22 protein-coding genes and 2 tRNA genes are annotated in these 21,591 nt (G+C 33.5%); all 24 read right to left on the bottom strand.

Annotated features, from left to right (window positions below; translation table 11 throughout):
• Positions 1-14: 14 nt before the first annotated feature.
• Complete coding sequence (locus tag C3729_RS06850; protein WP_165785738.1) at positions 15-1,109, bottom strand: restriction endonuclease subunit S; 1,095 nt, start codon at positions 1,107-1,109, stop codon at positions 15-17.
• Positions 1,106-2,653: a type I restriction-modification system subunit M gene (locus C3729_RS06845; protein WP_104793466.1), complete on the bottom strand. Its 1,548-nt coding sequence runs from the start codon at positions 2,651-2,653 to the stop codon at positions 1,106-1,108. Before C3729_RS06845 ends, C3729_RS06850 begins: the two co-directional genes overlap by 4 nt.
• 134 nt (positions 2,654-2,787) lie before the next feature.
• Positions 2,788-3,429 carry an AAA family ATPase gene (locus C3729_RS06840; protein WP_104792564.1) on the bottom strand — a complete coding sequence of 214 codons (642 nt, stop codon included), beginning with the start codon at positions 3,427-3,429 and terminating at the stop codon, positions 2,788-2,790.
• A 9-nt stretch (positions 3,430-3,438) separates the two neighbouring features.
• Complete coding sequence (locus C3729_RS06835) at positions 3,439-4,320, bottom strand: transcriptional regulator (protein WP_104793465.1); 882 nt, start codon at positions 4,318-4,320, stop codon at positions 3,439-3,441.
• Positions 4,321-4,403: 83 nt separating this feature from the next.
• The gene (locus C3729_RS06830; RefSeq protein WP_104793464.1) at positions 4,404-4,664 is read right to left on the bottom strand and encodes a helix-turn-helix domain-containing protein; all 261 of its coding nucleotides are present in this window, start codon (positions 4,662-4,664) and stop codon (positions 4,404-4,406) included.
• 143 nt (positions 4,665-4,807) lie between these two features.
• Positions 4,808-5,650 carry an RteC domain-containing protein gene (locus C3729_RS06825; RefSeq protein ID WP_104793463.1) on the bottom strand — a complete coding sequence of 281 codons (843 nt, stop codon included), beginning with the start codon at positions 5,648-5,650 and terminating at the stop codon, positions 4,808-4,810.
• A 256-nt stretch (positions 5,651-5,906) separates the two neighbouring features.
• Positions 5,907-7,145: a site-specific integrase gene (locus C3729_RS06820; RefSeq protein ID WP_104793462.1), complete on the bottom strand. Its 1,239-nt coding sequence runs from the start codon at positions 7,143-7,145 to the stop codon at positions 5,907-5,909.
• Between the two features lie 374 nt (positions 7,146-7,519).
• Positions 7,520-7,593, bottom strand: a tRNA-Asp gene (locus C3729_RS06815).
• Between the two features lie 32 nt (positions 7,594-7,625).
• Positions 7,626-7,699 (bottom strand) — tRNA-Asp (locus tag C3729_RS06810).
• Positions 7,700-7,826: 127 nt separating this feature from the next.
• Entirely contained in the window at positions 7,827-8,144 is a 318-nt protein-coding gene (gene trxA / locus C3729_RS06805) for a thioredoxin (protein WP_069797670.1), read from the bottom strand.
• A 106-nt stretch (positions 8,145-8,250) separates the two neighbouring features.
• Entirely contained in the window at positions 8,251-9,393 is a 1,143-nt protein-coding gene (locus C3729_RS06800; RefSeq protein WP_104793461.1) for a cysteine desulfurase family protein, read from the bottom strand.
• Positions 9,394-9,465: 72 nt separating this feature from the next.
• A complete protein-coding gene (locus C3729_RS06795; protein WP_104793460.1) occupies positions 9,466-10,053 on the bottom strand; it encodes an HAD family hydrolase in 588 nt (195 codons plus the stop codon).
• Positions 10,054-10,129: 76 nt separating this feature from the next.
• On the bottom strand, positions 10,130-10,762 hold the full coding sequence (locus C3729_RS06790; protein ID WP_104793459.1) for a hypothetical protein: 633 nt from the start codon (positions 10,760-10,762) through the stop codon (positions 10,130-10,132).
• Entirely contained in the window at positions 10,763-11,488 is a 726-nt protein-coding gene (locus tag C3729_RS06785; RefSeq protein WP_104793458.1) for an SDR family NAD(P)-dependent oxidoreductase, read from the bottom strand.
• A gap of 38 nt (positions 11,489-11,526) precedes the next feature.
• Complete coding sequence (locus C3729_RS06780; protein WP_104793625.1) at positions 11,527-12,843, bottom strand: FAD-dependent oxidoreductase; 1,317 nt, start codon at positions 12,841-12,843, stop codon at positions 11,527-11,529.
• On the bottom strand, positions 12,840-13,727 hold the full coding sequence (locus tag C3729_RS06775; RefSeq protein WP_104793457.1) for a decaprenyl-phosphate phosphoribosyltransferase: 888 nt from the start codon (positions 13,725-13,727) through the stop codon (positions 12,840-12,842). The genes C3729_RS06780 and C3729_RS06775 overlap by 4 nt, the downstream gene beginning before the upstream one ends.
• Before the next feature lie 87 nt (positions 13,728-13,814).
• Entirely contained in the window at positions 13,815-14,510 is a 696-nt protein-coding gene (locus tag C3729_RS06770) for an OmpA family protein (protein ID WP_104793456.1), read from the bottom strand.
• Between the two features lie 22 nt (positions 14,511-14,532).
• Complete coding sequence (locus tag C3729_RS06765) at positions 14,533-15,027, bottom strand: lipocalin family protein (RefSeq protein WP_104793455.1); 495 nt, start codon at positions 15,025-15,027, stop codon at positions 14,533-14,535.
• 153 nt (positions 15,028-15,180) lie between these two features.
• A complete protein-coding gene (locus C3729_RS06760; RefSeq protein ID WP_104793454.1) occupies positions 15,181-16,875 on the bottom strand; it encodes a S8 family serine peptidase in 1,695 nt (564 codons plus the stop codon).
• Complete coding sequence (locus tag C3729_RS06755; protein ID WP_104793624.1) at positions 16,875-17,501, bottom strand: WbqC family protein; 627 nt, start codon at positions 17,499-17,501, stop codon at positions 16,875-16,877. Before C3729_RS06755 ends, C3729_RS06760 begins: the two co-directional genes overlap by 1 nt.
• Positions 17,502-17,618: 117 nt before the next feature.
• Positions 17,619-19,274, bottom strand: a complete 1,656-nt coding sequence (gene lepB / locus C3729_RS06750) for a signal peptidase I (protein WP_104793453.1) — start codon at positions 19,272-19,274, stop codon at positions 17,619-17,621.
• Between the two features lie 80 nt (positions 19,275-19,354).
• A complete protein-coding gene (gene dapB / locus C3729_RS06745; RefSeq protein WP_104793452.1) occupies positions 19,355-20,056 on the bottom strand; it encodes a 4-hydroxy-tetrahydrodipicolinate reductase in 702 nt (233 codons plus the stop codon).
• An 11-nt stretch (positions 20,057-20,067) separates the two neighbouring features.
• Positions 20,068-20,652 (bottom strand): DUF5683 domain-containing protein, encoded by a 585-nt coding sequence (locus tag C3729_RS06740; protein WP_069797647.1) that lies wholly within the window; start codon positions 20,650-20,652, stop codon positions 20,068-20,070.
• A complete protein-coding gene (locus C3729_RS06735) occupies positions 20,652-21,539 on the bottom strand; it encodes a ParB/RepB/Spo0J family partition protein (protein ID WP_104793451.1) in 888 nt (295 codons plus the stop codon). Before C3729_RS06735 ends, C3729_RS06740 begins: the two co-directional genes overlap by 1 nt.
• Positions 21,540-21,591 lie beyond the last annotated feature (52 nt).

Here is a 21,591-nt window from a genome sequence, read left to right as displayed (position 1 = left end):
GGTCGTTATTGGTTTTAATTTTTAGGGAAAGATAATAACATATCTCTATAATACTCGTACTGTTTCTTTCTTAGTTCTATTTCTTTGGTTAAACCTTCGGTGATGGAAGTGGTGAGCGTATCAAATTGATCTAAAATAGAAACTATGCGTTCTTGTTCTGAAAGTGGTGGGATTGGGATTTTGACTTTATTAAGTATTGTTTGTGTTAAACTAGGAACACCTCCAGCCATATTCAAATCGGCTAATTTTTGTGTTTGAAGATAATAATAAACATATTTAGGTAAAACAACTGTAATATTTATATCTGTCCAAAATAATGTATCTACAGTCCAAAACGGAAAATCAACATAAAATAAATTTCCAAGTGAACCTTTTCTTGGAATTAATACTGAAGGTTTTTCAAATATAGGAGTATCAATATAAGTCATAACTCCACCTGATCCATAGACTGGAATATCACCAACCTTAAAACTTTTATAATCTTTTCCATTTTTTATTGTCAATACCTCCCCCAATGTTTTCCATTCCACTTGATTTTCATCAAAAGATAGCAACTTTTCTCTATAATAAGTATATTGCGATTTTCTAGCTGTAAGCTCTGATGTAAGCTCTGATGTAAGCTCTGCTGTAAGTTCGGTGAAGGTATCAAGAATTGCAACTATTTTTTGTTGGATTTCGATTGTTGGAATGGGGATTAAAAGTGGTTTTAAGTTACTTGCGTTCAAAGCTGGTATACCTTGAAACGTACATAAAGAATGAATTTCCATTTGGATTTCATTTAGTAAATGATACAAGAATCTAACATTCAATTGATTTTTATCTTTAATCGATATTGAATAATTTAAATTCCCTCGAAAATATTTACCTTCTTGCCAAGTAATTGAACCTACGCCAGCTCCGCGTGATGTTATACCCAATGGATCATTATTTGTATTCCAAATATTAATAAATCCAAGAGGTTCACGACCACTATTTATTACAGGATATGTTCCTTGATTTTCTGAAATCATATTCTTACTAACTGCCTGCCCAGTTTTAATTTCTGCTACCTCTCCCAAAGGCTTCCATTCCACCTCAACACCTTCTAATAATTTATCTAAAAAACTCATGCTTCCAATTCTTTAATGATGTTATCTATCTCTGCACGAAGTTGGTCAATTCTCTTAACAGTATCATCCACTTGTTTATTCAGCGCCTCAATATTAATTTTCTCACGCTTATTTTTGGCTTCTACATACGAGCTTACCGATAGGTTGTAGTCGTTTTCTGCAATTTTAGCATTGTCAATAGTGGTGGCTACGTGTGGGACTTCAGCTTTGCTGTCAAACATTTCCATAATCTTGTCGATATGTTGGTCTTCTAGCAAATTGTTATTGGTTACCTTTCTAAAGAAATCTTCCCCTGTAACATCTATAAACTGGGTTTTAGTATCTGTTTTATGTTTAGAAAGCACGAGAATATTTACGGCGATAGTAGTTCCGTAGAATAAGTTAGGCGCTAAAGCAATAACAGTTTCTACAAAATTGTTGTCTACCAAATATTTTCTAATTTTTTGTTCTGCACCGCTACGGTAAAATATACCAGGGAAGCAAACAATAGCTGCTCTTCCTTTACTCGATAAGTAATGTAAGGCGTGTAATACAAATGCAAAATCTGCTTTAGACTTAGGAGCTAAAACTCCTGCAGGAGCAAAACGGTCATCATTTATCAAGGTAGGGTCATCGCTCCCTATCCAAGGTATAGAATATGGAGGATTAGAAACAATGGCGTCAAACGGTTTTTCGTTCATTAACTGAGGGTCTCTGAGTGTATCTCCTAAAACAATGTGAAACTTATCATAATTGATATTGTGCAAAAACATATTCATACGCGCCAAGTTGTAGGTGGTATGATTTACTTCTTGGCCATAGAAACCTTCTTCTATGATATGGTTGTCAAAATGTTTTTTGGCTTGTAATAGCAATGAGCCAGAACCTGCTGCAGGGTCATAAATTTTATTGACTGATTTTTGTCCGTGCATTGCCAGTTGAGCAATGAGTTTGGAAACGTGTTGAGGTGTGAAAAACTCACCACCAGATTTACCAGCGTTGGCTGCATAATTGCCGATAAGGAATTCGTAAGCATCTCCAAAAAGGTCTATTTGGTTGTCTTCAAATTTTCCAAAGTCTAGTTGTTCCACGCCTTTGATGACTGCTGCTAAACGAGCGTTTTTATTTTCTACATTGTTGCCTAGTCTTGAGCTTGTGGTATCAAAATCTGCAAACAATCCTTTGATGTCTTCTTCCGAAGGATAACCATTGGCGGAACTTTCTATGGCATCAAAAATGGCTTTTAGGTCTGTGTTTAGATTGGGGTTGTTATTGGCATTTTTTGCAATGTTCACAAAAAGCTGGCTTGGATATATGAAGTAGCCTTTTGTTTTTATGGCGTCATCTTTGATTTCGGGTGTGATGACCTCATCGGATAATTGGGAATAATTTATGCTTTCGTCTCCAGCTTCAATGTAATTGGTAAAGTTTTCGCTAATGAAGCGATAAAACAAAGTTCCTAAAACAAATTGTTTGAAATCCCACCCATCTACTGAGCCTCTAACGTCGTTGGCAATCTTCCAAATTTGATTTTGTAATGCCGCTCTTTGTGCTATGCTTGTCATTTTTAAGTAAATAATTCTTTAGAAAAAGTTTATGGTTATTAAATTTCAAATATAACAAAACCGAGTCTTATTAAAAAGGGGCAAACTGTAAAATCTGCAATAAATTACAATAAATTGAAATAAAACTAATTAAATTACTTTCTTTTGTCGGTGGAGTTTTGGTCGTAGCCAAAAAGATTGAACATTTCACGCATTCGGGAGCGAAGCCTGTTTCCGTAGATGGATTCTATTTCTGCTGCAGAAAGATTGGTGGTGAGGTGGGTGATGAGTCCTTTTTCTTTGAACAGGTCATAACGGGTGAGGAGGATTTCTGCCATTACATTGCAGTCGTTTCCGTAATACTTCGATGAGGTTTCAATGCCTAAGTCATCAAAACAATAAACTTTGGCTTTTCGAGCATCGTGGGCGAAGTTTCCTTTGGAGTAGTTCTCTAGGATTTGGTAGCCCGACTGCATGAATTCTGAAACGATTTGGCGTGTGGAGACCATTCCGAATTTGTTTTTGTTTCCTATGAATTTTTGCATGAGCTTGAATAAGGTGGTTTTTCCGCAACCAATAGGACCAGAAAGGAGAATTCCTTTTTGGAGGTCGAAGTCCATTTCTTTGGCCACTAAATCGTCTTGGAGCATCCATGCAATGGTGGCGAAGACTATGGGTTTTTCTTCGTCTGGAATGAGGTAGTTTTTACCGATGTACTGGGAAGCGAATTTTTTGAATTCTGGAATGATTTTGTAATAATCATAACGGGTTTCTATGGGTGGTGTAGGAAAGTTCATAAGTTGTGGTTAAAGTGGTTCTTTGTAGCTTTTGTTGGTGGTGGCTTGGAGATTGTTGCGTTTGCCTTCGGCTCCGCTCAGGCAACGTGGTTTTAAATTATCATTGAATTTTTTGGAGTTTTTGAGCCAATTGCGTGCAGCTGCTTCCCAGTTTTTCATTTTGGATTTACCGCCCACGAGCCAGCCGTTGGATTCGTAGTGGTCAAAAAATCTTTCGGCTTCTGAAAGCGGAGTGTCTTTTTCTTCGAAAAAAAGTTTTACCTCAGCAAAGGTGGGTGGGATTTTTGGAGATTGATTTGGCGAAAGCTGTGCGCTTTTCTTTTTCTTTTCGCGCAACTTTTCTTTTTCTTTAATTTTTTGAGATAATGATTTTGGGATAATTTCTTGGAAAGGAATTGCAGGTAAAAAAGCTTGTTTAAAATTTGAACTGGTCTCGGGTGTGGTAATACAATGTTTATTGTTTATATTGTTTATATAGTTTATAGAAGGCTCCAATGCTTGTCTAATACCTGTATCGATTTTGATATGGTGCTGGTTTATTGCTTGTGCAGAGCTTGTTTGATTTTTAGCATGGTAGCTGTTCAAATTTTGCATTTCTAAATCTTCAAAATTGAATAAATGTACCAGGCTTCCTTTGTAAGGATTGAAAGAGGGTAAATATTCTATATATCCAAAATCTTGAAGGTCTTTGATGCATTTGTGATAAGTTCCGTAGGCTGCAATTTTGCTGAGCTTCATCATTTCATGTCGTGAAATGCTTATTGGGTTCTGGAAGTGGTTGAGGTTCCAGAACTGAAATAAAGCAAGGTATAAACTGATGTGCGTGGGGTTAAGGCGTGAGTCTTCGTGGATTTTTTCGTAAAATCCTGTAAGATGGCGGATGTAGTTCATTTTTTTAAATGCTGGATGTGGGATGATGGGCTGGAGAAATTCTATCCCCAACCCTAAAGGGTGGAATTTCTTTTCTCTGAAGTTTAATTTTTGGATTGGAGAAGCTTTTCAATATCCTCATAGTTGTAGTATAGTGTACCACCTACTTTAGAGTAACGGAGAGTGCCGTTAATCCTCATGTTTTGGAGAGTTCCCGAGGAAATTTTGAGGAGTACTTTTACATCTGCGCTTCTGAGCCATTGTTTTTGGTTGTTTGACTTTGGGAGCAGTAAGTTTTTGAGTTCTTGTAATAAATCATTTTTGAACTCTTGAAGGTCTTCTTTGGTAACAATTTCTAGTGCCATAATTCAATAGGTTAAGGTTAAGGTTAAGGTTAAGTTGGTTTAGAATTCCGGCAATGATTATACATCCCCGGAATTGTTTACGGCGAAATTGTGTTGTTTTGGTAAGATTTATTCACAACGGAGACTGCGTTGTGAATGATTTTTTAGAAATTTTCGTCTGTTTCCTCCATTCTTAACAAGAGTTTATCTTTGAGGGTATTGATAAATTTGGCTCTGTCGTCTTTTCGGGTTCTTATGTCTAGGAACATACGCCTGTATTGTCCTAAGTCTACATTGAAGGTTTCTTGGAATTGGTCTGCAATGTCTTTTACATTTGCAGTTCCGTTATTGAAAACGCCTTCTGTTTGGAGGGCGTAGATGAGTTCAATAAGGGCGACTTTTGAGGCCGTCCATTGGAGTTTGGATGTTTGGGTTGTATAAATCCCGTTTAGTGCTTTTTCAAGCTCTATAATCTTTTTATCTATGTAAATAGACAAAAGGTCGTTCGCCATGATTAAAGCGACTTTGCAATCTTGGGTTGTGGAGAATTTTGGGTCAAATTCGAAATAATAATTATTGAGGTTAATTTTAAAATCTACATTTCCTCGCATAAAATATTTCTCATCTAGAAAAGTACTATTCGTACGGTAGTATTGATAAAAATCTAAATTCTTATCAAAGAAATCTTTAATGTTAGCCTGTTCGGCTTCATAATAATTTTTGAGGATTGATGCACCTCCAATTGGAGCTTGAGAGGCAATTCTATAAATTGCCATGTGATAATATAGCTTGGAAGTGAATTGCGGTTTTATGGATTTAAAAAATAAAATTTCTTCATGCTTAGATTTAAATTTATGTTTAATAATCATTTTTTTCAGCTGCTCTAGAGTTTTGAGAATGACCTTGATAATCTCTTCGGATTTTTGGAGAATGTTATCAAATTCGGATTCTAAAAACTCAATCTGCCCATTAATCTCTCTTAAGAGTTCAATAGATTTCGTTTCCACAGTTAAATTTTGTTTTTAAGGGTGCTAAAAATATAATTTTAACGATAATGCAACAAAAAAAATTAAAAAATATTTTCAACAACTATAAATGGATTTTATTAGCAATTCATTATCAAATGATTATCATTAATTAAATATTAATAACGATATGTTATCAATTTGAGAATATATATCAATTTTGATATAAAACATATTAAAGTTGCTATAAATGGCTTGGATTTATTTGTTTGGATTTTCACCAAAAAGAAAATGAAGATTAAGAAATCTTCATTTTTAGTTCTTTTTGAGCTAATTTTTCTTTTAAGATATTCATGTCGTTGCTGACTTTGGAATCTAGGATTTTGGCGTAGTGTTGGGTGGTTTTTATGCTCTTATGCCCTAACATCTTACTCACGCTTTCTATGGGAACTCCATTTGATAATGTTACAGTGGTTGCGAATGTATGACGAGCAATGTGGAATGTGAGCTCTTTATTAATACCACATAAGTCTGCAATTTCTTTCAGATAAGCATTCATTTTTTGATTGCTCAACACTGGTAATAAACTACCAGTTATTTTACAATATGGGTGGTTTTTGTACTTTTCAATTATTTCCTCCGCCTTTGGCAACAAGGGTATATTTGAGAGTGATTTTGTTTTTTGTCTACATGTAAAAATCCATTTGTTACCATCAATACCTACCCCAATATTAGAATGCTTAAGATTTTTAGTATCTATGTATGCCAAACCTGTATAACAACTGAATAAAAATATATCTCTTACTTGTGAAATTCTTTCTATTTCTAAGTTCTTTTCAGATAGTTTTTGAATTTCATCTTCATCTAAGAAGCTTCTATCTACAACTATAAATTTTGAATTGTAACTTATGAATGGATCATATTTAAGCCATTTATTCGCTAAACATATTCTAATTATTTTTCCAAAATTTTTAATGTATTTCACAGCAGAATTATTAGCACAGGCTTTTTCAGTTCTTAAGTAAAATTCAAAATCTGCTATAAAAGCATGGTCTATTTCCTCAATTTCAATATCTGAAACATTATACTTCCAGTGTAAGAATTCTTTGGTGTGACTTAGGCAAGTTTTATATCTCGTATATGTACCTTTTGCAAACTCTTTTCCAATAAGTGCTTTCATTCTATCATTGTGCTCTTCAAAGATTGGAATGAGTGTTCTTTTTCTTTCATTTACCCCCAAAAGAATGTTTTTTATTACTTGACCATTGACAAGCTTTCCAGAGTGTATTAAATCCTTTTGTATCTCGTAAATTCGAGACTTTAATATATCCAGATAAGTGTTGATTGTTCTTGCTTCTTCGGAATTACCTTTCATTTTGTTTTGAACGGTACTCCATTTCTCTGGCTCGACAAATCTTTTGATGCTAAATTCTGTTCTTTTACCATCAACAGTAATACGTAAATAAATTGGTGATTTTCCGTCTGAATTAGACTTTGCTCTTTTAATATAAAAGAGAATAGATAACTTAGTGTTCATAGTGGTGACTTATAGGTTAAAATTAAACTAGCTCTATTGTACCTACAAGATGTTCAAAATATGAACTCCCATCAATACTGGGATAAAACAAGATTAGGGGTCTGTTATTTTGATAAATTAGGGGTCTCCATATTTGAAAGACACCTATATTTTCCAACAGAAAACCTCTTTCTTTTAAAGTGAAATTTTATAGAAATTTTTCACTAAAAAGATTAGAAATCGGGGTCTTTTGAAAAGGTTCTTAAAAATAGGTGACACCGAAAAAGACACCCACATATTGAGAATTATTAATAAACTTTGAAAGTCCAGATAAACAAAAAACCCTTTAGATCTAAAGATTTAAAGGGTTTTGTTGCAAATTGCATTTTTAAATGCGATCCGGACGGGACTCGAACCCGCGACCTCCGCCGTGACAGGGCGGCATTCTAACCAACTGAACTACCGGATCAATTTTTTGAAAAGTAATTGATAAACTTTTTGCGATCCGGACGGGACTCGAACCCGCGACCTCCGCCGTGACAGGGCGGCATTCTAACCAACTGAACTACCGGATCTTTTAATTAAAGAACATTGCTCTTTTTTCGTGATGGCAAAATTACAACTTTTCTTGAATACTGCAAATATTTTTATAAAAAAAATGCTCTCCAAAACGGAAAGCATTCATTTTCAATTATATTATTTTTACAAGTATGCATTTAATTTCTCTGCAATAGCCGCTTTAGGAGCTACTCCAACGAATTTATCTACTACTTCTCCGTTCTTAAAAATCAAAACAGTAGGGATATTTCTGATTCCGTAATCCATAGATACTTGTTGATTATTATCTACATCTACTTTTCCTACAATCGCTTTTCCTTGGAAATCATCATGAAGTTCTTCAATGATTGGCCCAAGCATTCTACATGGTCCACACCAAGCTGCCCAAAAATCTACTAATACTGGTTTATCTGAATTTAATACCAATTCTTGAAAGTTGCTGTCTGTTAATTCTACTGCCATAATTCTTTAATATTTGTTTCTAATTATTTATTGATTTCAGGTTACAAATTTACAATATTCTTGCCAAATTTTTAAAAGTATTGTCTATGCGAACCATTATCTTTTTCTATAATCGCAAGATTTCCACCAATGCATTAACTAGCGCATCTATTTCTTCTTTTGTGGTTTTATGAGAAAAAGATATTCTAAGCGGAGTGGTGTTTTGCTGGGTTTCTTCACTTAAAATTTTAGAAAGTACAGATGATGGTTTTGCCGCTCCAGAACTACATGCACTTCCTTGTGAAACTGCAATTCCTTTCATATCTAGCTGCAGACCAATCAAAGGATTTTGTGAAGGAAGAGACACACTTAATACTGTGTAAAGACTTTTATCACTTTCTGCACTTCTTCCATTAAAAAGAATTCCCGGAATTTTCTCTGAAAGCCTTTGGATGGCGTAATCCTTGATTTCTTGAATATGAGAAGAGAATTTTTCTAAATTGTCAGTCGCAATTTCAAATGCCTTTCCTAATCCTGCAATTCCTACCACGTTTTCAGTTCCAGCTCTTAAATTTCGTTCTTGAGTTCCACCATGAATTTGAGCTTTTAAGTGCGTAGATTTTCTGATGAAAGCAAAACCTGCACCTTTTGGTCCATGGAATTTGTGAGCACTACAACTCGCAAAATCTACCAAAGTTTTAGAAAAATCCAAAGGTAAATGTGCCATCGTTTGAACCGTATCTGAATGGAAATACGCTCCGTTATCTTTGCAAATATTTGCAACATTATCCAAGTCTAAAAGATTACCAATTTCATTATTGGCGTGCATTAAACTCACCAAAGTCTTTTTATCTGAAGATTTCAAAAGTTCTTGCAATTGGTTTATATCTACATCTCCTTTTTCATTGACATTGAGGTAAATTACTTCTATGTTTTTAGAATTTCTGAGATTTTCTACCGATTCTGCTACACATTTATGTTCTAGTTCTGTGGTAATGATTCTTTCGATTTTTAAATCTTCTACCGCAGATTTCAGAATTAAATTATTAGCTTCCGTTCCGCAAGAAGTGTAGATAATTTCTGCGGGGGAAACATGGAGTTCATGGGCAATTTTTCTACGGGTTTCTTCTAGAATTGTTTTGGCTTCTTGACCAAGGGTATGTGTAGAAGAAGGATTCCCGAAATTGTTTTTCATAACCACTACCATTGCATCTATCACTTCGTCTAAAAGTGGTGTGGTAGCAGCATTATCTAAATATATCTGTGTCATTTTTAGGAAATATTTGTGAGCATTAAGACAGAAAATCTTAATTTCTCCATTTTAGAATTTAACGCAACGAAATTAATGAAAAAATCTGTAATGAGATTCGTGAGCGAGAGAAAGCATAGGCAAATCTCCAGAAGTATCCCCAAAAGCGATGATTTTATCGTACTTTTTGCCTTCTATTTCTCTTTTAATTCGGTTTACTTTTTCTTTACCATTGTTATTTCTAGTTTTGAAATGCCCAGTGAAAATTCCGTTTTCGAAACGGGCTTCTGTAGCCAAAAGTTTCATTCCCATTTTTTTGGCAAAAGGTTTTACCCAAATATCAAGAGAAGCGGTTATTAAGTAACTTTCTGTGTTTTCTTTATCAATATTTTCGATAAATTCTAAAGCGTTTTCTCTGATGATTTCCGGATAAAATTTCTCAGCAAAATCTTGAGAAACTCTATTAATTTTTTCTTCTCTTTCGCCTTTTAGAATAGAACTGATGAAACTTTTCTTCACTTTTTCTGCATTCGCCAAATGCAATTTTACCAAAATAAATAGCGGAATATGTTTCAAAAAATTCCAGAAATATTTTTTTTCATTGTAAAACTGTAGATACAAAAACATGGTGTCTTTGTACGTAAGTGTTCCATCAAAATCAAATAGATATAGTTTTTTCATCAAATTATTATTAAAACATTAAGAATACATTAAATTCTTAAGAAACATTAAGTATTCGCTGGCGAATTTAATAAATTTAGTTGTTAAAGAACACAGCGTTTGATAATCCTGTAATCAAAACTAAAGCTAATATTAAAAACAAAAATGCAGAAATATTTTCAATAAAATATAGAATTCTTGGTAATTTCCAATCTTCTAGTTTACCTTCGCCTGTTTTTAGTTTTCTTATTAATTTTAAAACCTCTTGATATTCATATTTATTCAAGGCATAAGTTTTAATAGACTTTCCGTTTTCTAAATCTATATACGTTTTAAACGAATTTGTAATATGAGTTCCTTCTGAAAAAAGAGTTCCAGAAGTTTTAACCTCTTTTGAAATTTGTCTAATTTGTTTTATATCATCAAACTTTATTTTTATTTTATATGGAAAAAAAAGATATGATAAAACTAAATGTTCATTAGTTAATGTTAAAATTTGAATTTTGAGTAAATAAAATAATGCACCCAAAATAATAACCAAAAAACCAATAATTATTGCTAAAAAAGAATAAAATTCTACTGTGTTGGAAATTTTAAAAACTTCATTATTTTGAGAAATAAATGAATTTAAAGCAAGTTTTATCATTAAACCACAAAAAACAATTCCTATTACGAAAAATACATTCATAATAGAAATTGGATTTGATTTATACAATATTTTTTGTTTCACTTACAGTTTCAATTTCTTAAAAATAAACTCAGGAATATGAATGATGATGAGCATGATTAATCTCCAAATTGGCAAAACATACACTACATTTTTTTGTTTTTTATAGGCTTTATAAATGCATTCTGCCGCTTGTTTTGGTGTTGCAGTAAGTTTTGGATTGAGTGGTAAACCTTCGGTCATTTTGGTTTCCATAAAACCTGGCTTTACCGTCATTACATGAACTTTTTTAGAAAAAAGATAATTTCTCAATCCACTTAAATAGGCGGTAAAAGCAGCTTTTGCACTTCCGTAAATAAAATTGCTCTGTCTACCTCTATCTCCTGCTACAGATGAAAGCGCGATGATGTTTCCGCTTCTTTTGCTTTCCATTTTTTTAGCAAAATAATTGATTACAGGAACCAATTTTGCGTAATTAATATCGATGATTTTCTCGGTGTTTTTATCATCATACAAACCATCTTCGGTTCCCAAACCTAAATAACCAGTGGCACAGAAAAGCAAATCTGAGTCTACATTTTCAAAAACAGAATAATTGATTTCTTGAGTCAAATCCAATTCTATGATTTCTGATGGCTGTAGAAATTTCACATCAATATGTTGAGCAAAACGTTCTGTGGTTTCTCGGCTAGAAGTAACCAGATAAATTTTAGGAAATTTTTCACCAGCAATTAATGCTTTTTCTACAAATGCTTGTGCAACTTCTGATGTGGAACCAAGAATAATCATATGTAATGAATTAGTTATGAATGATTTAGTTTTTTTTATTAAGAACCTCTTTTTATTCTTTTGCTTTGCAGCGAAACAAATTTAGAACTGTCTACATTTTTCAGATAATTGGTGAGTGAAGGTTTACTCATGCTGTCTTTGGTCAAATAAATTCTACCGCCAAATTCTTCTACAATTTTATCTAAATTATCTACCAATTGTCTTAATTCTCTGTTTATTTTAAAGTCTAAAGCAAGCGTGTAGCCTTCAAAAGGGAAAGAATTATACGCTTCTGGATTTCCTTTGCCAAAAAGTTTAAGAACTGCTAAAAAAGAACCTTGCCCACTTCTACCAATGGTTTCTAGTATTTTTTTCATGCCTTCTTTTCCTTTTTCCTTTGGTATTACCATTTGATATTGAATAAAACCACCTTTTCCGTAGATTTTATTCCAGTCATTAATCGCATCAAGAGGATAGAAAAAAGTTTCGTAGTCTATGAAATTTTTAACTACTTTCTGTCTTTGTTTATTGAAATATAAAAAGTTAAAAGCTCTTACGGAAAAACTATTCAATACAAAACTTGGAAAATAAAACGGAATAGTAGGACTTAATTTTTTCTTTAATCTCAATGGATTTTCTTGCCATTTTTGTGGTAACTCTCCTCTCAATGCAAACTCTCCTCTCATTAAAATACTTCTTCCAATGTTTTTACCTTTTTGCAAGCAATCTATCCAAGCTACGGTATACGTCCAGTCTACTGATTCTTCGAAAAGTTGGAAGATTTCGTCTAAATTTTCCGCTTTTATTGACTCTTGACGAATGTAAGCTGATTCTATATTTTTGAGTTTAATTTTTGCCGAAAGAATAATTCCAGTAAGTCCCATTGCTCCGAAAGTAGCCCAAAATTTCTCTGCATTTTCTTCTCTAGAACAGGTAATGATTTCACCATCTTCTACCATCATTTTAAACTCAATCACGCTTTCTACAAAACTTCCTTCTAGATGATGATTTTTCCCATGAATATTAGAAGCAATAGCTCCTCCAAGGGTGATAAATTTAGTTCCTGGGGTAATGATTAAAAAGTAACCTTGCTTAATAATGACTTCTAAAATTTCTGAAATCAGAACGCCAGATTCACACTCTATTATTCCATTTAAACGGTCAAAACTGATGAATTTATTTAATTTCCTTGTAGAAAACATAGCATCTGCCAACGCGGCATCTCCATAACATCTTCCGTTACCATACGCAATAACTTCGTTATTTTGTCTAAGAAATTCTCTTATTTTATGGTAGTCTTCTTCAGCTTTGAAGAGCTTGTTTACTATGGGATGATTGCCCCAAGTAGAAACATTTTTCACGAAATTTGGTTTCATTTTTTTAAATATATTAATAACAAAAATGCTATTAGCCAAATGAGAATGGTTATCTGTATATATCTGTCTTTGTAGACAATTTTAGTAGGAGATTCGGTTTTATTATACACCAAAGTTTGTTGTAAATACCTTAAAAAAGCAAAAACGACGAACAAAACCGTATAAAAAACTCTTACCCCGAATTTTTCTTGAACTTCAGGAGTTAAGGTAAACATAAGATAACAAACAATTGCCAATGTCACCGAAATAGAAAGGGCAATATCTGCAAATTGTACGTTATAGCCGTCTAATGCTTTTCTGGTTTTCCCAGAAATTTCGGCGTTTATTAACTCTCCTCTTCTTTTGCCAATGGCTAGAACTAATGCTAAGACAAATGTTAATAAGATTGCCCATTGTGACACTGCAATTCCTGTAGCATAACCTCCCGCTAAAACTCTAAAAACAAAACCTAATGCTATAATAGAAACATCTATAATGGCCACGTGTTTTAGCTTAAAAGTATAAGCTATATTCATGAAGAAATAGGAAGCAATGATGATAGAAAATTTGGTAAAATTCTTATGAAAATAGTCTGCACCAAAGAAAACCAATAAAACAACAGATAAAATAAGAAGTACAAAAATAATTTTAGCTGCGGTTTTAGAAATGGCGCCACTTGCTAATGGTCTTTTGCATTTTTCTGGATGTTTTTTGTCTGATTCTATGTCTGTATAATCATTCAATATATAAATGGAGCTAGCTGTAAAAGAAAAAACTAGAAAAGCAAATAAACTTTTCAAAGTTAAGTCTACATGCATCACATTCCCTGAAAAAAAAATCGGAGTAAAGACAAAAAGATTTTTTACCCATTGCTCTATCCTTAAAAGCTTAAGAAATTTACTCATTAAAAATATTATCTAGACAAATTTAAGAATAAAAAAATAAAAAATCGCCTTGTAAAAAAGGCGATTTTAGAGTATAAATAAATCTAGTTATTTCGTTTCTGATTGAGCATCTTTAATCATTTCTTCATTTGCGGTAATGGCAAATTCTACTCTACGGTTTTTAGCTCTACCCGCTTCCGTATTATTGTCTGCAACTGGCTCTCTTTCGCCAACTCCCATTGCATATAATCTAGATTTTGCCAACCCCAGAGAAACTAAGTAACTCACTACAGAATTTGCTCTTCTTTCGGATAAGCTCTGGTTGTATTCATCAGTTCCTCTAGAATCCGTATGTCCGTAAATATTGATATTGGTATCAGGATTGTTTTTAAGCACACCAGCTAATTTGTTTAAGTTGGTTTTAGCAACCGAAGTAAGATTAGATGAATCAAAATCAAAGTTTACTGTATTTTCTGATAGTATAACTCTTATTCCTTCATTTACTCTTACTACTTCTGCTCCTGGTAAAGCTTCTTTAATTTCTTTGGCTTGTTTATCCATTTTATTACCGATTACTCCACCAACTACTCCACCCACTACACCGCCTAAAACGGCACCTTGAGGAGCGTTACCGCCTTTTCCTGCATTATTCCCGATTACAGCGCCTAAAACAGCACCTGCTGCCGTACCAATTACGGCACCTTTTTGAGTATTATTAGCATTCTGAATCGCTTCACAACTTGTCAACACCATTGCTGATGATAAAAATAATGCTGCTACGCTTGATTTATTGATAAGTTTCATAATTTTTTTAAATTTTAAAAAGTTATTTTTGTTCCATTCCTGTTCTTACAAAATTGTAATATACTTTAATTACATTTCCTTCAAAAGGAACGCTTTGAACTAAGGTAAAGTTGTCTGTATCTTGTTTTTCGATTTGTAAAATATAACCCGCTGTTACATTTTTAGCTTTAGTATCTGCTACTAATTTCTTGAATTTAAATTCATTATCTCTGGTTACTTCAAATTTAATAGGTTGAGTAACTGTAGGACAGTTTCCACCACCTTTTATGGTATACGCTCCAGAATAATTATTCGGGATAAGTCTCCAATGACTTCCTACGAAACACTGAGCATCTGCTCCTTCATCAAAAGGCTTTATTTGATATCCTTTATCATAATTTACACTGGTAATTTCCCAATCACCTTTCATTTTTAAAAATTCTGCTCTAGAAGTTTGAGCACTTTCTGCTTTTTTCACAGAAGAGCAAGAAACGGCAAATAATGAGCCGAGAGCTAGAGTCAATAGTACTTTTTTCATCTTTTACTTAAATTTCGTTGTTATTTATGAATGTAAAGTTATGAAGTTAATTGTAAAAACTGTGCCAATATGATAATCTTATAAACTTTTCTTAGAATTCGACAAATAAAAAAGGCTGTAAAAAACAGCCTTTCAATTCATTAGTATGATGAATTATTTTTTTCTAACTACTTTTTTCTTTTTCACTACCGCTTTTTTCACTGGCTTTGCAGGAGCCGCTTTGTAGAAATGTGTATAAGCGTATTGTGCTGCTTTGTATAAGTCTATCACTCCTCCAGATTCAGAAATCAAATCAAATCTATTGTTGGTATTGGTAGGCAACATTGCATTTACCTCCGACTTATTCACCGATTTTACTAGAGATTCTATTACTTGTTCTGGTTTCAAATTAGGCATGTAAGCCAATAAAACTGCAGAAGCTCCCGCTACAACAGGCGAAGCCATAGAAGTTCCTTGTAAATATTCATATTTACCCTCTGGAACGGTAGAATAAATTTTATCACCAGGCGCAAAAACATTCACCATTTTTTGGTTAAAATTAGAGAATCCAGCTCTTAAAAATTCATTATTATTGGTACTTGCACCTACTACAATCATATTGTTAATGAAAGGTTTTTCGTCTTTAGTAGATTTAAAATTAGTAGGAAAATAAGGATTTTCTTGAATATCTTCGTTTTCGTTTCCGGCAGCTTTTACCAATAGAACGCCTTTGTCTTTAGCATATTGAAACGCTTCCCAAACCAATTCTTTTTCAGGAGAAACTGCTTTCCCGAAGCTCATATTAATGACTTTAGCACCATTATCTACCGCATAACGAATAGAGTTTGCCACGTCTTTATCACGCTCATCACCGTTTGGAACCGCTCTTACCGTCATAATTTTTGCCACTTTATAGGCAACTCCGTATTGCACTTCATTTCCTTGAGGATAACCTGCGATAATTCCCGCAACGTGAGTTCCGTGTTGTGCATCTGGACCTTCGTAATGGTTATTTCCGTAGAATTTCTCTTTTTTGTCTTGATAATTATCTCCTACAATTGCTCTAGGATCAAAATCTAAGTTATATTGTTTTGTAGCTTGAGGTTCGAAATATTCTAAAGCTCCTTTGATTTCTTTATTTAAAAATTCTTCTACTTCTGCTTGAGATTTCCCAACCATAGCAGGATCATTTACTACTTGACTTAAAATCGAAAGATTTCTCGCTTCTTCTTGTGTAGTTGGTTTGATAGCATCTAAATTTTCTTTAGTCAGGGTTTTCCCTTTTAAAGTAGCTGCTACACTAGGAATCACTTTTGCAAATTCTGAATAAAACTGAAACTGCTGTTTAGCTTCTACACTTTTTTTATTGTACATATCCTTTGCACGAAGATACATCTCAAATTCTGTAGGCATTTTTGCTTGATTGGCTTTATTCACTTCTGAACTCGCCCCTTCAAAAACAGGTTTGTATTGTTTTACAACTCTCGTTATTTCTAAATTGTCAACATCTACATCTCCATCTTTACCTCCGATAAAGTTCCAGCCGTAAACATCATCTATATAACCGTTCCCATCATCATCTTTACCATTATTAGGAACTTCGTTTACGTTTTTCCACATATTTTTTATTAAACCAGGGTGGTCTACTTCTATCCCACTGTCTATTACCCCTACCACTACCGTTTTAGGCTTTAGACCTTTTGATTCAAAAAATTTATATGCGTTTTTTGTATTGACTCCGTAAACATTTGTTGTAGAAAAATCTTTGTGATACCAAGTCATCAAATCTTTATCATCAGTTTTGGCTTCTTGCGAAAAACCAAAATGGAATCCTGCTAAAAATGCAGCTGCAATGATTATTCTTTTCATTATGATATATTTTGTATGGATTGAGTTACTTTTTTAATATACGTAGCAGATTCTGGGCCAATGTTACAAACCACATCTAGTATTGATAAATCTTTAATAAATCCTAATTTATCACTAAATGTTTGGTAATATTCTGGCAAATAATATTCTGAATCTTTTTTGGCTGAAAAACACTCTCTTAAATCTACTGCATTTGGTGTTTTCTCGAATTCCGTGGTGAGAGAATAGTCTTTTTCAACTTTTAAAATTTGAAGAATGATTTTCAAAGCATTGAGATTAAATTCAATAAGAGATGTAGGCTGTACCGAGAAAATCTGCTTCAACTTATCTTCATAATACTCGAAATATGGCGAACTTTGGTAAGCGATTTTAATAGATTTCCAGTGGAGTTTTTGCCAATCTTCGGCATAAGAAAGCTCTAAATCTTTCATCGCACGTTTTCCGTTATGATGAATCGGCAAAATGAGCACCAATTTACCATTTGCACCGTAAATATTGCATCTGCTTCTGTAGGTTTGTTTCGGAAAATTCTCATGCTGCTCCAGAAGAATTTCGTTTTCGTCTTTTAAAAATTCTGCAAACCAAGAAACTGGTGGCAAATAAAATATAGGTAATAACGTTTTCATTTTCATTCTAAAATTGAGTGTCCAAAGTTAAAAAAATAAATGTGATTATATCAAAAAACCCTTTCTGCGTTTTGAACGCAAAAAGGGTATGTCAATTTTTCAAATTTCTATAAAATTCTACTCTTCTTCTTTATTTTTCCCTTTGAAAAGTTTTACAAAAAATTCCCAACCGAAGAATAAGATTAAAATTGCAGCTGCAACCCACCAATAAGACGTTTTTTCTTTTTCACCAGTGTTAGTTGCTTTAAACATACGTTCCCATCTTACTTTTTTAGGACCTTCGTCAAAAGTTCCTTGTAAACTAAGCCAAGTAAACATCGGGCTTCCTACAATATGCGTCTCTGGAACAAAACCAAAGAAACGAGCATCCAGAGAAGCATCTCTGTTATCTCCCATCATAAAATAATAGTCTTGTTTTACGGTATATTTATCGGTTTGAGCACCATTGATATAGAATTTACCCCCTTTGAATTCTAAAATATTCCCTTCAAATTCTGTGATCAGTTTTTTATATTCTGGTAAATTTTCTTGAGTAATGGTAATCACATCTCCTTTTTTAGGAATAGTGAGCGGTCCGTACCAATCTTGGTTCCAAGGTTTATTAATCGGGAAAATAGATTGAGAAATGTCAACTTTTTTAGACATTAAAGCATGTCCCGTTCCATCGTTTACATATTGACCGTTTTCATCTAAAACTGGATAGTAAGAAATTGCTCCTTTTCCTTTTTCGCCTAAAACTTCTTCAGCTTTTACAAATTCTGGAATGGCTTTAATTTGAGCCAATAAATCTTTAGTCAACCCTTGAAACTGATAATAATGCAATCCGTCTTTGGTTTCACCTTCATCAGTAATCGGTAAATAGGCAAGATTTTTCCATAAATAATCGATGTCTATTTCTGAACGTGTATAAATGGTATATGAACGCTGAACTTCGGCATCTGCCATTTGAACTTCTGGTTTGCCATTGATGTATAAATTCCCGGCTCTCATTTCAACCACATCACCACCTACCGCTACACAACGTTTTACGTATGGATCTTTTCTATCTATCGCAGTATGCACGGAATCTCCCGGATAATTGAAAACTACAATATCATTTTTCTTAGGCTTTTTGAATTCACCAATTCTAAAATAAGGCAATTTAACAGCATCTACATAAGATTTCGGATCATTCTTAGGATTTCCATCTTTCTGAGTATCCATAATGGTCCCCTGCAAAAAGGGGAAAGCAACTGGTCTCATTGGCATTCTGTAACCATAACTCCATTTGTTTACGAATAAGAAATCTCCTACCAATAAAGTTCTTTCCATAGAACCTGTAGGAATGGCAAATGGTTGGGTAACAAAAGCGTGAATAATCGTAGCAAAAACCACTGCAAAAGTAATAGAACCTAAGAAAGATTCCTTTTTGGCTTTTGGATCATCTACCGCAAATCTGTCTACTTTATTCAACTGAAAATAAGACGAATACGCCAAATAAATAAAAGGAAGCAACGCAGTAAGAATTTGTTCTAACACTGAAGTTCTTCCAAATTTTTTCATCAAAAACAAATGGAAAACAGTCATCATAATAGGTCCTACAATTGGCAAATAAGCCAAGATAACCCACCATTTTGGTTCGCCTACTTCTTTCTGAATGATGTAGTAATTATAAAAAGGAACAAAAGCTTCCCAGCCTTTGTAACCCATTTTTTGATATAATTTAAAAGACGAAAGTCCTAGTAAAACTGATAAAATCAGTATAAAAATAGAATATTGTAAGATGTAATCCATTTTCTATGATTAATATGTGATGTGTAATTAGTAATGTAATTCGTGATTTGTTACATTAAGGCTCAAGGTTTAAACTCAGATTAAAGTCCTAAAACTTCTTTCATTCCAAAATTTCCTACTTTTCCTGGCAACCATTCTGCAGCAATTACTGCACCTAATGCAAAACCATTTCTATTATAAGCAGTATGTTTTATTTCGATTTCGTCTACTTCTGAACGATAATAAACGCTGTGTGTTCCAGGTACTTCTCCTTCTCTTATTGCCTCAATTCCTAGAGATTCCCCTTCAGTTTCGTCTAATTTCCAAGAATTATAGTCAGAATGTTTGAAGATTCCTTCCGCAATAGAAATTGCAGTTCCACTTGGTGCATCTTTTTTATGAACGTGGTGAATTTCTTCGAGTTGACAGGTATAATCATCACTGAATTTCTGCATCAGTTTCGCTAAATTTTCATTTAATGCAAAGAAAAGATTCACGCCTAAACTAAAATTAGAACCATATAAGAATCCTGTTCCATTTTCTAAAGCTATTTTTTCGATGGCTGGTTTTTGTTCTAGCCAACCTGTAGTTCCACAAACTACTGGAATTTTATTTTCTAAACAGGTTTTTATATTGCTAAAAGCTACTTCTGGCTGCGAAAATTCTATAACTACATCTGGATTGTTCAGATTTTCTTTGGTAGGCGTTTCGTTTAATCTTGCTACAACTTCATGTCCTCTTTTTGTGGCAATTTCATCAATGATTTTGCCCATTTTTCCGTAACCAACTAATGCTATTTTCATTTTTTTAATTTTTAAAATCTAAAACTCAAAGACAATCCAGCTTTACCATTTGCTACCCCTAAATCATCGTAAATAATGGTAGGTTTAATGGCTAAATCTGGGTCTTTCTTTTGGTCGTATAAGTGTGCATCTACTACCGCATCTACAATATTTAAAATATATAAAACTCCGGTAATGGCGATGGCGTAATCTCTTTGTCTTTTGGCTCTGTCTTGTGTATTTCCTAGAACCGTAGCGTCTACATAAGGTAAATCATCAAACTCGTGAGGTTGACCATTTAATTCTGCTAAAAACGCAGTTCTATAACGGCGATATTGCTTATCATTATACACAATAATCCCTACTCCAGTTCCTACAGCTCCCCAAACAATTGGGATTTTCCAATATTTCTTGTTGTAGTACTGACCAAGGCCCGGAAAAACAGCAGAATACAACCCTGCTTTTGTAGGATTGTATTTTTGAATGGTGCTTACGTTGGCTTTTTCTATTTCCTCAACTACCTGTTTTTCGGTTTTGATGGTGTCAAAAGGTTTAATTTCTTGAGAAAAAAACAACCCAAAGAACAACAATAATATGATGGAGTAAACTGCTCTCATTAATTAAAATGTGAAAGGATTTTGTTCAGTTCATCTTCGTTATTGAAATCAAGGATGATTTTCCCTTTTTTTCCTTTTCCTGAAGATTTTATTTCTACCCCAACTTCTAAAACATCGGCCAGTGATTTTTCTACTTTTCTTAAATGATTCGGAAGTTCTTTTTCAGTTTTTTGGATAGATTTTTTAGGATTTTTAAGTTCTGAAGCTGCTTTTTCAGCTTGTCTTACGTTTAATCCTTCTTTGATGATTCTTTTGAAAAGTTCTTGTTGAAGTTCAGCATCTTCTACACTGATGATTGCTCTACCATGGCCTGCAGAAATCTCGCCGCTTCTAATCGCATTTTGTATTTCTGGACTTAACCTCAACAAACGAATAGAATTCGTAATGGTACTTCTTTCTTTCCCTACTCTAGAACTTAAATTTTCTTGAGTAAGACCTATTTCTTCTAATAATCTTTGATAAGTAAGTGCTACTTCTATGGCATCTAAATCTTCGCGCTGGATATTTTCTACCAAAGCCATTTCTAGCAATTCTTGGTCATTTACCAGTCTTATGTAAGCAGGAATAGAAGTAAGACCAGCTATTTTAGAAGCTCTGTAACGTCTTTCCCCAGAGATAATTTCAAATTTATCACCATCTTTTCTTAAAGTGATAGGTTGAATGACTCCAAGATTTTTTATCGATTGAGCCAATTCATTAAGGGCAGTTTCATCAAAATAAGTTCTAGGCTGAGTTGCATTAGGATAAATATCTTCTAATGCTACTTCTACCATATTTCCTACTAATTTTTCGGCTCCTGTATCTGTTGCAGAATTAATGTTACTTTTGCTTTCGGCACTTAAAATAGCACCCAAACCACGTCCCATTGCTCTTTTTTTGTCTTTCATATTGTATGATAAGTCATTAGTCATGAGAACAAACAAAATTTCTTCTCAATTC

The sequence above is a fragment of the Cloacibacterium normanense genome (assembly GCF_002943105.1).
GTDB lineage: Bacteria > Bacteroidota > Bacteroidia > Flavobacteriales > Weeksellaceae > Cloacibacterium.
The sequence above is the reverse complement of the archived record's forward strand: the minus strand, read 5'-3'. Positions and strand labels throughout refer to the sequence as shown.